This is a genomic window from Laceyella putida, from assembly GCF_042665195.1.
GTDB lineage: Bacteria > Bacillota > Bacilli > Thermoactinomycetales > Thermoactinomycetaceae > Laceyella > Laceyella putida.
Genome location: NZ_JBHTBW010000019.1, coordinates 1 through 12,187, shown reverse-complemented (window position 1 = coordinate 12,187; position 12,187 = coordinate 1). Strand labels below are relative to the sequence as shown.

General features: G+C 49.3%; 14 protein-coding genes. 5 read left to right on the top strand and 9 right to left on the bottom strand.

The features are described 5' to 3' along the window. Positions 1–15: 15 nt before the first annotated feature. The 4 genes from ACFQNG_RS06385 to ACFQNG_RS06370 all read right to left on the bottom strand — a co-directional run bounded on the left by ACFQNG_RS06385 (position 16) and on the right by ACFQNG_RS06370 (position 3,728). On the bottom strand, positions 16–1,293 hold the full coding sequence (locus ACFQNG_RS06385; protein WP_379864061.1) for an ABC transporter substrate-binding protein: 1,278 nt from the start codon (positions 1,291–1,293) through the stop codon (positions 16–18). A 224-nt stretch (positions 1,294–1,517) separates the two neighbouring features. Beyond that, positions 1,518–1,751 carry a hypothetical protein gene (locus ACFQNG_RS06380; RefSeq protein WP_379864060.1) on the bottom strand — a complete coding sequence of 78 codons (234 nt, stop codon included), beginning with the start codon at positions 1,749–1,751 and terminating at the stop codon, positions 1,518–1,520. Position 1,752: 1 nt separating this feature from the next. Beyond that, a complete protein-coding gene (locus tag ACFQNG_RS06375; protein ID WP_379864059.1) occupies positions 1,753–1,926 on the bottom strand; it encodes a hypothetical protein in 174 nt (57 codons plus the stop codon). 35 nt (positions 1,927–1,961) lie between these two features. Continuing rightward, entirely contained in the window at positions 1,962–3,728 is a 1,767-nt protein-coding gene (locus ACFQNG_RS06370) for a B12-binding domain-containing radical SAM protein (protein ID WP_379864058.1), read from the bottom strand. Positions 3,729–3,915: 187 nt separating this feature from the next. Here ACFQNG_RS06370 and ACFQNG_RS06365 point away from each other — a divergent pair, with 187 nt between their 5' ends. Beyond that, on the top strand, positions 3,916–4,521 hold the full coding sequence (locus tag ACFQNG_RS06365; protein WP_379864057.1) for a DUF3298 and DUF4163 domain-containing protein: 606 nt from the start codon (positions 3,916–3,918) through the stop codon (positions 4,519–4,521). Between the two features lie 55 nt (positions 4,522–4,576). Here ACFQNG_RS06365 and ACFQNG_RS06360 read toward each other — a convergent pair whose 3' ends face one another. From ACFQNG_RS06360 to ACFQNG_RS06345, 4 genes are all read right to left on the bottom strand, one after another. Beyond that, the gene (locus tag ACFQNG_RS06360) at positions 4,577–5,002 is read right to left on the bottom strand and encodes a hypothetical protein (protein ID WP_379864056.1); all 426 of its coding nucleotides are present in this window, start codon (positions 5,000–5,002) and stop codon (positions 4,577–4,579) included. A gap of 1 nt (position 5,003) precedes the next feature. Beyond that, positions 5,004–5,369 carry a hypothetical protein gene (locus ACFQNG_RS06355; RefSeq protein ID WP_465261210.1) on the bottom strand — a complete coding sequence of 122 codons (366 nt, stop codon included), beginning with the start codon at positions 5,367–5,369 and terminating at the stop codon, positions 5,004–5,006. Between the two features lie 229 nt (positions 5,370–5,598). After that, positions 5,599–6,153 carry a GNAT family N-acetyltransferase gene (locus ACFQNG_RS06350; protein WP_379864054.1) on the bottom strand — a complete coding sequence of 185 codons (555 nt, stop codon included), beginning with the start codon at positions 6,151–6,153 and terminating at the stop codon, positions 5,599–5,601. A 132-nt stretch (positions 6,154–6,285) separates the two neighbouring features. Beyond that, on the bottom strand, positions 6,286–7,230 hold the full coding sequence (locus tag ACFQNG_RS06345; RefSeq protein WP_379864053.1) for a hypothetical protein: 945 nt from the start codon (positions 7,228–7,230) through the stop codon (positions 6,286–6,288). A 169-nt stretch (positions 7,231–7,399) separates the two neighbouring features. On the opposite strand from ACFQNG_RS06345, the gene yyaC reads away from it, so the two are divergent. The 4 genes from yyaC to ACFQNG_RS06325 all read left to right on the top strand — a co-directional run bounded on the left by yyaC (position 7,400) and on the right by ACFQNG_RS06325 (position 11,716). Continuing rightward, positions 7,400–7,951 carry a spore protease YyaC gene (gene yyaC, locus ACFQNG_RS06340; RefSeq protein ID WP_379864052.1) on the top strand — a complete coding sequence of 184 codons (552 nt, stop codon included), beginning with the start codon at positions 7,400–7,402 and terminating at the stop codon, positions 7,949–7,951. A gap of 36 nt (positions 7,952–7,987) precedes the next feature. Beyond that, complete coding sequence (locus ACFQNG_RS06335; protein WP_379864051.1) at positions 7,988–8,326, top strand: rhodanese-like domain-containing protein; 339 nt, start codon at positions 7,988–7,990, stop codon at positions 8,324–8,326. 318 nt (positions 8,327–8,644) lie between these two features. After that, entirely contained in the window at positions 8,645–10,276 is a 1,632-nt protein-coding gene (locus ACFQNG_RS06330; protein WP_379864050.1) for a M20/M25/M40 family metallo-hydrolase, read from the top strand. Positions 10,277–10,867: 591 nt separating this feature from the next. Beyond that, the gene (locus ACFQNG_RS06325) at positions 10,868–11,716 is read left to right on the top strand and encodes a hypothetical protein (RefSeq protein WP_379864049.1); all 849 of its coding nucleotides are present in this window, start codon (positions 10,868–10,870) and stop codon (positions 11,714–11,716) included. A gap of 269 nt (positions 11,717–11,985) precedes the next feature. On the opposite strand, the gene ACFQNG_RS06320 is transcribed toward ACFQNG_RS06325, so the two are convergent. Further along, positions 11,986–12,187: zinc ribbon domain-containing protein (locus ACFQNG_RS06320; protein ID WP_379864048.1), on the bottom strand; the 202-nt coding region annotated here is incomplete at its 5' end.

Here is a 12,187-nt window from a genome sequence, read left to right as displayed (position 1 = left end):
TGCCCCTTTCATGGCCTATTGGCGCTCAATCTGTTTTTTGATCCGCTCGATGGCCGCTTTCCACTCCGCTTCGGGATCCGCTTTTTTGGTTTGCACGTTTTGCAGCGCCTTGATGATCTCCGCTTGGGCAATTTGATAGTTCTTGCCGGTGTAAACCGGTTTCACTTTTTTGGCGGCCGCGGCAAAGACTGGCGTGATGTTGTCGTTATAAAAATACTCGTCCTCAAATTCAGTAAACTCCGGTTTGTCGTACAGCTCCGGCGTCGACGGGAACAGCCCCGCGTCCTTAAACGATTTCAACTGGTTTTCTGGAGAAACGAGCCATTTCGCAAATTCATAAGCTTCTTTGGCATGTTTCGATTCTTTGGGAATCGCCAGGTAGGAACCGCCCCAGTTGCCCGCTCCTTCCGGGATCGCCGTCACAGCCCACACATCCTTGGAATCGGGCGCATTTCCTTTGATTTGCGCATTCATCCAGGAAGCGCTCAACATTGTGGCATAGCCACCGTTTTTCATGGCCGCGCCCCATTCCGGCGTCCACAGATTCTGATTGCCGACAACGCCTTGTTTGATCAGCTTCACGGTGTAATCATAAGCCCGCTTCACATAAGGGGAACTTTCGATGATCAGTTCGTCCTTGCGGTTAAAATAGGTTTCAGGGGCTTGGTCACGCCGCGCGTTATAAATGAGCTCCACATTGTCCAACATTGGTTTGCCCGTTTTCTCTTTCACTTGCAATGCCGCTTTTTCAAAGTCGTCCCATGTTTTGATCTTGGCTGCTACTTCTTGCGGATCGGTTGGCAAACCCGCTTGCTTAAACAGGTCTGTCCGATAATACATCACTGTGGGCCCAATATCTGTCGGCAAGCCGAAGAGGAAGGAACCGTCGGCACTCTCACCGATCTTCCACTTCCAATCGAGGTACTTGCTCTGCAACTCTTTGGCCCCTAAATCATATAAGTTATTGAACCGGGTTTGGGCATCGCGATATTTTTCAATCGCGCCCACTTCGATCATCGTCACATCGGGAGCGCCTGAACCGGTGGAGATGGCATTGAATAAACGGTTATGATGATCGTTAAATTCGGCGTTTTGGTTCTTGATCTTCACATTGGGATGCGTTTTTTCATATTCTTTAATCAGCTTGTCATAGCCGGTGACGCCAAACGTCCAAAAATTAATGACGGTTTTCCCTTGTGTTTGCTCCCCTTCTTCAGCCACTTTCCGATTGCTGCAAGCGATCATCGTCAACGGTAACAACAGTGCAAACAGGCAAGCGATCCATTTTCTCATCAAGGTTCCTCCTCGCGCTCAAGTTTAAACTCTGAATAACCAATCGAAAAATCCCCAAAAATAAGTGCTCCAACAACGAAACTGCCTCGATAAAACACATAATTGGATAAAGAAGCGCTTACATTGCAAATGGAAATCGGTTTCGTAAAAACATGATATAATGTCATTTGCCAATAGTCAATCTATTCTACTAATTTTGCGTTTTTAAATTATATACAACAAGTTCATCCTCCTTGGCCACACAGCGAAACTTGTTCATGAAAAAGAGACAAACAAGCGCTGATCATCCCGATGACGGAGATCTTCCCGTCGAAGAGGCGATCCCCCAAGACCACCAGTAACCCGCTCATTCTCAATCCCAGACCCCACCACTGGCTTCCGCTTGCCTCTTTCTGCACGAGAAGCGTCGTCAAAATCGGTTGTGCACCCAAGTTGAGGGCCAATAATCCCAGAGACACTTCATACGCCAAGAGCCAAGAAAAAGAAGAGCTGATAGCCCGCTTGGTTCAACAGGCCGACACCCATCATCCCGCGCCGCTCTTCTGAAACGGAGTTCCCAACTGACTCATCATCACCCTCTCCTTTGCGATATATATTTTTTTCGTTTCGATTGAAAAACCTGTCCAAAAACAAAAGAAGCCCTCTCCCCATGAGGACTTCTTCCCAACTCAGGCCAATTTGACGGCTTCTTCATCCAGTTTCATCGTATAGCAACGCACCGGCACCTCGCCCTTTGGCCGATACATCGCCAAGAGGGCTGTCCATTGCGCCACGATCTCCCCCGTGCTCAGATAGGTGTCCAGATCAAAGGGCAGGACTTCCACCACGGCATGTTTATGCAAATCCCGTTCATTCAGGCGGCAAGCGGCAAAATCGGCGGAGACGCGTTCGGGCTGTTCGACCGCCTGGCGCAACAAGGCGGCGTGCGTCGCTTTATCCAAGGTGAAATCCCACCACACTTTGCGCGGTCGCTGTTTGTGGTTGAGATAATAATCGTATTTCATCAAGCCCAGGATAATCTCCATTCGCTTGGTTCCGCGCTGTTCCAAAAAAGCCCGCAAACGGGTGAACAAGTCTTCCAATTGATGGCCGATCTTCTGCCATCCGCGCTCTTCCCAAAAATCCCCAAACTCCTGAAAGAAGTCAAACGGAGAAGCGAATTCATGCTCAATCAAGTATTGGAGGGTATGGTCCATGCGATGGGCGTTCCAGTATTTCTCCAGCACATCCTCCACCCGCTTGATCCGGACGATATCGGAAAAAGGCAAGATGTCATTGCCCAGGATTTCGTAAGGGGCCCGTTCCATAAAGACATAATTGTATTTCTCCGCTTCGAGCCGCATCCCCGTGCCCCGCAACATTTTTAGAAAGCCGAGTTGCAATTCTTCCGGCCCGAGCGCGAACACATCATTAAAGGTCTTCTTGAAGGTCTCATAATCCTCCAACGGCAAACCGGCGATCAAGTCCAAGTGTTGGGCGATCTTGCCGCTTTCTTTCACTTTGGTCACCGTACGGGCAAGCTTGGTGAAATTTTGCCGACGCTTCACTGCCAAGTTCGTCAGATCGTTGGTCGACTGCACACCGATCTCAAAGCGGAAGATCCCCGGCGGCGCATGCTCCGCCAAGAAATCCACCACCTCCGGCCGCATGATATCAGCCGTAATCTCAAACTGGAACACACAGCCTTGGTGGTTGTCAATCAGGAATTGGAAGATTTCCAAAGCGTAATCCCGCTTGATGTTAAAGGTGCGGTCCACAAACTTAATCAATTTGGCGCCATGGTTGATCAAATAAAGCAGGTCTTGTTTGGTGCGGTCCATATCAAAGTAACGGACGCCCACCTCAATACTGGATAAACAGAATTGACAACTGAACGGACAGCCCCGGCTCGTCTCAAAGTAGACGACACGGTTGGGGAGCTGGGCCAGATCTTCCGGGAAACGGTGCGGCGAGGGGATCATGTTCAGATCCAGCTTGGGCCGAGGCGGATTGATGAGAACCTCCTCCCCTTTGCGGTAGGCCAGTCCCATCACAAAATGGAATTTCTGTTCCCCGCGCAGTTCCGTCAAAAGATGGTGAAAGGTTTCTTCCCCTTCCCCGATCACAATGTAATCGACCTGGGGCAAACGCTTCATCCAAAAGTCGGTGTCATAGGAAACTTCCGGCCCACCCAGCACGATCTTCACATCTGGCTTCACTTTTTTCAACATGTCGATGACGGTGATCGTCTCTTCAATATTCCATATATAACAAGAAAAACCCACCACATCGGGTTGGCGGTTATACAGATCGGACACGATATTCATCGCCGGATCTTTGATCGTATACTCGGCAATCTCGATGGCAAATTCCCGTTCGCTGTATGCCTTCAAGTAGCGCAAAGCCAACGAAGTATGGATATATTTTGCATTCAATGTAGACAGTACGATTTTCATTCGATTCAACCTCATTACTTTCTGCTCAAGTCGGTTGCCTCCTTCTTCCAAGGAAACAAGCCTGTTCTTATTTTACACTGTTGCGGGACAAAAAGGTAATCTCTCTCCGCTTCATAAAACATCTCCTTGTCTGAATATGCTGTAACATGCAAGAATGGAACCATGACCAAGAAATGGAGTGTTCTCGGTGAATCCACCCCCTGTCCTGATCCAATCCTTTTCCTATTCTCCACGCCCGGGCATTGTCATCCATTATCCCGTGTTGGGGGGAACCATGCGGCCTCAAGTCAGACAGCACATCAACCTAATCCTTCTCCACACCGTGCAACGCCTGGCCCAAGACCAAGGGTTGCAACAACGGGAGCTTGTCGAAATGTCGGGATGGTTTGAAGTGAAGACGAACGAACGCAACCTGCTGAGCCTCTCTTTGTTCAATTATGCCTTTAGTGGTGGCGCCCACGGCCTGACTGTGCAAAAATCCTTAACGTTCGATATCCAAACGGGACAACGCTTCACTTTGCGACAACTGTTTAAGCCCAACAGCAATGAGGTTGAGGTTTTGTCCCGGCTTGTGCGCGGACAGATCACCCAGCGCAATATCCCTGTGGTCACACCTTTCACACAAATCCAGCCGGAGCAAGACTTCTATCTTGCCGATAAAGCACTGGTGCTCTATTTCCAGCTTTATGACTTAGCCCCCTATGTCTATGGTTTCCCCTATTTTCCCATTTCCATCTATGATCTCACTTCCATCCTTGACGAACAAGGCCCGTTGGGAAAACTGTTGCCCTAATAACGAAAAGACCCCTGTCCAAGAATGGCGGGGGTCTTTTCCGGATATGTACTTCTTATCGCCCGTTATGTCTATGAATGATCTGCCGAAACAAAGCGCGTTCATCCTCGCGTTTGTTGCGCAAGCGATAACTTTCTGGCCGGGGCTGGGCGTATTGTTCCCGACAGAAACGATCCCATGCCAACAACCGCTCTTTGACGGGAAGATGAGTGGTTTCATCGTACAAGATGCAAAGGGTATAAAGCCAATCGGTGTTGCTGCAATCAAGGAGTAAGAGGGAACGCAGCTTTTGGTTTTGTTCAATGTATAAGCACTGTAAGCCGGGAGTCCCATCATTCTCCAATTTTTTCGCCAACGCCTCTCGGTCAAAAGGCAAGCGGAGATATCCACATAAATCGGAAACAATGGCTTCTGTATATTCATTGGGGAAACAGATCTCATACAAACCCAAGCGCGGATCATCAAATTCTATCCAGTCCATCTTATGTCACCTCTTGTCCCTTCTGCTTCGCCTCAGGTGCAACCTGGTCACCTTGCAGGTAGATGACCTTTCCGTGCTGGTCCGTGATTCTCAGCGTCACATTGGGGTATAACTCATGAAATTGACAGACGACCCACTGGCAACTGATCGACAATGGAAACTTCACATCAAAATTGACAGAAGCAACCGGGTTATCGTCGGGCAGTTGCGCAAACATGTCCGACATCTGTTCCAATAGCTTGGGAATCGGTTCAACCGCGCGGTCATAACCTTCTTCTGTATTGATATTGCCCAGAGCATCGATTTTCAGCGTTTTAAAGCGCCGTTCATGGGGTGGCTTTAAATTGGCCAACATCTCTTCTGACATGACCGTTCCTCCTTTGCCCTGCGTTGAATAATATCTGCATCCATTATAAAGTGATTCCGTCAGCAATGGTCCACTTCATGAAATGTAATGTATGAATGCCTGGGAATCTGTCTTCATCTCCGGTTGCGTCCCAACCACATCACTGACGGATCACTCAAACGAAATGTTGCATGACCACTAGATAAAATCAGATTTCAATCATATAAACTCACATCGATATTTGATAAATTCATTCAGCAAGCTGATCCCAATCTTCACGGGTAAGCGCGTAGATATGATGATCTTCCCACACCTGATTGATAAACAGATAATATTTGGACAAGCCTTCATAACGGAAACCCACTTTTTGCAAAACCCGACTGGATCGTTGGTTGCGCGGAATCACCGCTGCCTGGACACGGTGCAAATCCACGTGGTCAAAAGCGAAGCGCACCGCCAATGTTACCGCTTCGGTCATATATCCTTTCCCTTGCTGCCCCTCGGCGATAAAATAGCCCAAGGTGCAGTTCTGCCAAGCTCCCCGCACCACATTGCTCAGAATGACCCTGCCAATCAAATGCCCTGTCTCATTCAGAAAAATGCCAAATGGATAGCCTTGATCTTTTTCCCACATTTCCAAACCGCGCTCTATCGCTTCACGCTGCCCTGCCAAGGTGAAATGCGATTCCGGAAATCGGGGTTCAAACGGCTCCAGATAGCGGCGATTGGCTGTTCGCAAATCAAAGAGGGCTTCCGCATCCTGCAATTCCAGACGGCGAATCGTAATCCTTTCCGTCGATAACATGGTTATCACACACCTTTATTGAAGATACGCAAACATCAGTGATTTCACTATAATACAAAAATGATTTAAAAATCAAAAACCCAGGCGCTTTTGCCCAGGTTTCAAAAAATTGGGTAAAGGGAAGTGATATGTTTATTGATAAACATTTCGCACATAAGCGGAACTGAAATTCCCCAAACCATTAAAATAGACATCGGTCAGATGAGCGGGGTCGGTAGCCATGGCGCCCCGAGCGACGGAATCATCTCCATCATCCCAACCCCATGCGGCATTGGCGGCATTATCTTTGCCATTGTCTCCGGCAAAGGACCCCCAGCTGGCAAAGGTTTGACTGTCGAAACGGTGCGCCCACAACCCCTCGCTGGCGAAGGTATCCACCAAACGGTACTTGACGGAACGGTCATTCCCATCGGTTGGCACTTCTCCCGTGTATCGGTCGGGATAATAAATCACTCCGTCCCCGCCGGGAAAGTCGCTCCCATTCCAAGCCTTCACGCCATGTCCCTTGGCTTCCTGGAAGGTGGTGGGATGTGGCGCTCCGTCATACGTCACCATTCGCAATGTGCCATCGATGTTCTCTTCCCCATTGGTAAGGGGACTGTCTGACGGGGTAAATGAATAGAAGTTCGTATGGAAAACCGTCACCATGCCTTCCAATTTGCCATAAACGCTTCCATCTTTCCGCACGATGGCAAGAACTCCCTCCATATCATTCTCATGCGTGTCCAAGCCGAAGTCCGGATAATCTACCCAGTCGCGCGGATGGAAGAAACTATATGCGATATACCAGTGCGTCTCCGTTTCCACAACCGAATAATACACGTCTGCACGCAGGCGGCCCACATCATCATCTTGGTTTTCCCAGTTGTTTTTGGCATTCCAGTCCCCATCATAATTGACGGATGTCAGATAATCCGCATCCGCGTCGGTACTGTCCGTATCTTGATAATGGACAGGTGCCCAGCGATAGGCCAGATCCAAGTCACTTGCCGCCTCCGTTTGCAAAGGCCATGAGAATGAAACGCACATCACCAGCATCATGAACCATGCCAACCCTTTGACGCGATCACGTTTCATTTGCTCTCCTCCTCTTAGCTCAAAATCGTGCTCTCACATTGCACAAAGAATAAATTATATTTCCAACCAATAAGAACCTGTCAGTTTATAATAATAAAATAAAAAAATGATCAAAGCTTAAAGGAACATGATACACTGTAGGCGATGATTTCTCATGCTGGAGGTTTCCATGGAAAAGTGGCACATCCCCATCGATCAATCGAATGCGGTTCCCTTACTCATCCACCATCTGACCCAATTGCTTTTGCCCCATCCCCCTGCCCATCCGCTCGTTTGCCTTTGCATCGGCACGGATCGCAGCACGGGCGACACGCTGGGCCCCCTTGTCGGCACCATGTTGACGGAAGCCCGATCACCGGGAATCCGCGTATTTGGCACCCTGGCGCAGCCTGTGCACGCTTATCGCTTGGAAAAGGTGATGAACGAAATGAAGCGGCTTACGCCTACTCCCACCATCATCGCCATTGACGCCAGTCTGGGCAACCAAAAGGATGTCGGCACGATCGAAATCGGGGCGGGCACGCTTGCACCCGGACAAGGCTTGGGCAAAAAACTCCCGCCGATCGGTGATATCTATCTCAAAGGCATTGTGAATGCCACCGGTTCCATGCCATCTTATATTCTGCAGACGACCCGGTTTCATTTGACTTACGAGATGGCGACCATCATCAGCGAAGCGATCAAAGCCGTCGCGATAAAGCGAGCCACCCCCCTGCCATAAAGTGAGATAAATCGTACAGTGAAGGATGGATGAAAGATGAAAACAAACAGCATTTCTGCCGCGCAACTGCGTGACAAGCTGGCCAAGCAGGAAGCGCTTCACCTACTCGATGTCCGTGATGCGGAAAAATTCCAAACCGGCACGATAGAAGTCCAAGGTGCGCAAACCGAGAACCTGCCTTATGTCACCATGCGCGATCAAAGCGCGGACGCCCTGGAACGCATGGCCAATTTGCCTAAAGACGCCCAGATTGTCACCGTTTGCACCACCGGCAACAAAGCCCAAAAGGCAGCCGCCTTCTTGCGTGAACACGGCTTTTCGGCCATCTCCCTGGAAGGCGGCCTGACCGCTTGGAAAGACAAAGCAACGAATTAAACAAACGCCCCCTTTCCACTCATCTGGCTGGGGACGTTCCTTATAACAAACTGGATTCTTATTCGTTTTTCTATTCTTTATGCTAGCGTTTTGAATCAAGCCCTCTGCCGGCGCGCCAGAGGGCTTATTCTTTTCATTGCCATGGGAATTTATGAAAACACATCGAAACGAATATGATTTCGATGATTGATCAAGAAGATAAATCCTGATAAATTGGATTTGATGTGATATGCCAAATGTTCCACTCACTTTTTTGTATCCAGCAAAAAATCGACGCAAACCTATTTACACTATCCCCAAAAACGGAGCGGATCACTGATGAAAAAATGGGAAACCAAGGAACAACTGGTCAATCTTTTGTGTGACCTTGTCCGTATTCCAAGCGTCACCGGCAGCGCGGGGGAAGTTGTGTTACCTGGATTTGTGGTGCAACAACTTCGCTCCCTCCCTTATTTCCAAGCGCATCCCAATCATGTTGAGTCCCACCCGACCGGTGATGGGCGAGAGTTTGTAACCGCTCTCGTCAAGCAGCGAACCGACGTGAGTAAAACGGTCATTATGGTTAGTCATTTTGATGTGGTGGATGCCATCGATTATGGCTCATGGGAGTCCTATGCGTTTGATCCCTATCGACTCACTTCTCTCTTCTACACCCATCGCGCCGACATGCCAGCCGCCGTCCAAAAAGACCTCTCCCAAGGAAACTGGCTCTTCGGCAGGGGCACGATGGATATGAAATGCGGGTTGGCCCTTCATATGGCTATGATTGAACAAGCTTGCCATGGCGCCTTTGATGGCAACCTGCTGTTGTTAACAGTGCCTGATGAGGAAGTCAATTCAGCGGGAATGCGGGCCGCGGTGCCCAAGCTCTTGGAATTGGCGGAGCGGCATGGACTCACATATCAAGCCGTCTTAAACTCTGAGCCCATGTTCACCCAATATCCCGGTGACGAAACCAACTACATTTACACGGGGTCCATTGGCAAAGTATTGCCCGGCTTCTTATGCTATGGCAAAGAAACCCATGTCGGTGAGCCTTTCGCCGGTCTGAATGCCAACTTCATGGCTTCAAGACTCACCGACGCTTTCGAATTGAACACCGATTTTTGTGAAGTGGTCGGAGATGAAGTCACACCCCCCCCGACCAATTTGATGCAAACCGACCTGAAAAAAGAATACTCCGTCCAGATCCCACACCGTGCGGTAACCATGTTCAACCTGTTTTTATATGAGAAACGCATGGATGAACTGGTCGCGCAATTGCTTGCGCATGCGGAAGAAGTCGCGGCTGGCATCAAAGAGAAGGTGAGACAACAGGCGGAGCGGTACCGTTCATTTGCGCCATTTACGCCAAACCAGTTCGATGTGAAGGTGCTCACCTATGAACAGTTGCATGCTTATGCATTGCAATCCCACGGGCAAGATCGCTTGGAATCCATCTATCAAGAAGTGTTTCGACGCGGGCCCCGCGACGACCGCCAACTCACCATCGAGCTGGTGGACGAACTGGCCATCTTGTGTAAAGAGTTGGCTCCCATGATTGTGCTGTTCTTTGCCCCCCCTTACTATCCTGCGGTCAACACGAGCAAGCACCCCTTGATCCAGCGGACCGTTTCCCATATGATCCGCATCGCCGAACAAACCTATGGCATCAAGCTGGAGCATCAACATTACTTTGGCGGAATTTCTGACCTTAGTTATGTGGGATTGCAAAATCCATTGTCCACCCTCCAGCCGCTCGTCACCAACATGCCCCTATGGGAGCGCGGCTATGTTGTTCCGCTGACCGCCTTGGAACAATTCGACGTGCCGGTATTAAACCTCGGCCCCATCGGCAGGGACGCCCACCAATGGACCGAACGGTTGGATGTCGACTTTGCGTTCGGCCCATTAATGAAGCTGTTGCCTGAATGCATCCAACAGCTCTTGGCAACTGAAACAGAAGACTGACCACATCTCACAACATCATTCCTTACAGAATTGCTCGGTAATCCCATCAAGGGATTGCTTAGAGCAACCATTGTCTATATAATCGAACATATGAGCGGTGCTCATCCTACTGGTAGTAGGTCTCATGTTCTTGTGACGTGATGGCATGAGGTTCTAGTGGCGAATCTCTCACTAGGCAAAACCATGAGAGTGTGCGAAGATGAACTAGAACGCTGGTAACAGGTGTTCCGCCTATGTGGGCACATACGGTCTAGTGCCGTAGAACTGCATGGGACGGGGTGATGCCACACCCCTGAACTTGGGCATTGTCCAAAACGGAAACGGACTGCGGACGCGAATGACCCAAGAATCCCATTGCTTCAGCTGTGGGAGTGTCAAGACGGATGATGTTGTTTTTAACCCACCTCAATCGTTTTCCCCTTCTAATCCGGCAGGACGGTTAAACCTCTTCCAATCACCTTACTAACCATTCGTTTCGCACGAATGGTTCTTTCCCCTTTTTCTCATCGGCAAAATATTTTAAAATCCATTTAAGACGCTTTAGTAGAACCATCCCTTTCACAACATGAGCGCATCAAGGAGAGACATCTTATGACTAACATCTATCAGGAGATTTGGGATGCAGATATGAGAGGCAATGGACTGAAAGCTGTCAACAAAAAAGAAGAGGGGAATCCCGCTGCGGGGTTTGTGGTCGTCCGTGACATTCCCGTCACTGACCCGGAAGAGCAACGGAATCATTGCGTCTTTCAGGAAGTGGTGATACCTGAACATAAACAAGCCTCTTACCGATTAGTGGAGAAATTGTTCGACAATTATACGTTAAACCAAAAACATCCCGAACCGCATTGTACCGTGGAAGCACTGGAAGTAAAAGAATTTTTGCTGCATGCCATCGCGTCGGAACCGATGCGGCTCTGCCGCCGCTTTATCGAAAGGAAACGGGGACCGTTCAGCGATCAACAATGGTACGATTATCTCCACGAAATCTGGTTTTTGCACTATGATACGGCGAATGGCGTCGATCTCACCGGATTTGAACATGTTTTTGTGGGGGAACAAGGACGCAAAAAAGAATTGGGCGGCCATCACTTTTGGTATAAGTATTACCTGGAAGATCAGGCGGGAGAAAACGATCAAATCATCTACCTCGGGCCCAAGGGGAAAAACCCGAATACGCCGGACATCGTCATCATCGCCTACCAAATCGAGGCCATCGATGATGTGGCCAACCGGAAAGTAACCCTGTACAAAGAGAAAAACGGCTTTTTCGTCGGACTCAGTGCCGAGGGATTGCTCGCCCTTGCCACCGTCCGCTTCTCTTATAAATCGGTCGCCACCATCAACCAGGTTCGTTATCGGCTCCATTTACATAAAAGCCCCGATCAACGCTCAATCCGTACCTTTTTTCCCGTCTTTCTGGCGGAAAAACACCCTTAAAACCAAGGGGGACACATCATCAGGGACCTTTGGCTGAAGAAGACCGAACATTCCCCATCAACTGCATGCACATAAAAATGGGACAATGTGAAATAGTTATTTGAGACTCCACACGGCTGAAGCCGTGGGATTCTTGGATAGTGAATGTCCTCAATCCATTTCTGCTTTGGACAACTTCCAAGTTCAGGGCTGTCTCATCAGCCCATCCCATACAGTTCTACAACATCGTTGCATGTACCCATATGGGCGGCGTACCTATGACCAGTACGCTAGGCGGCGAGTCCGGATATCGCCTTACCTATATTGATTGCTCCGTTTAAGTCTGCATGGCAGGTATAGCCACACCGCTTACACTGGAAGCGAAGTCCCTTTCGATTCGCTTTTTCACGATGTCCACATTTGCAGTTTTGACTGGTATATTCCGCTTTGACTTCTTCAAAGCGGATCCCAGCCATCTCCGCTTTATAGCGG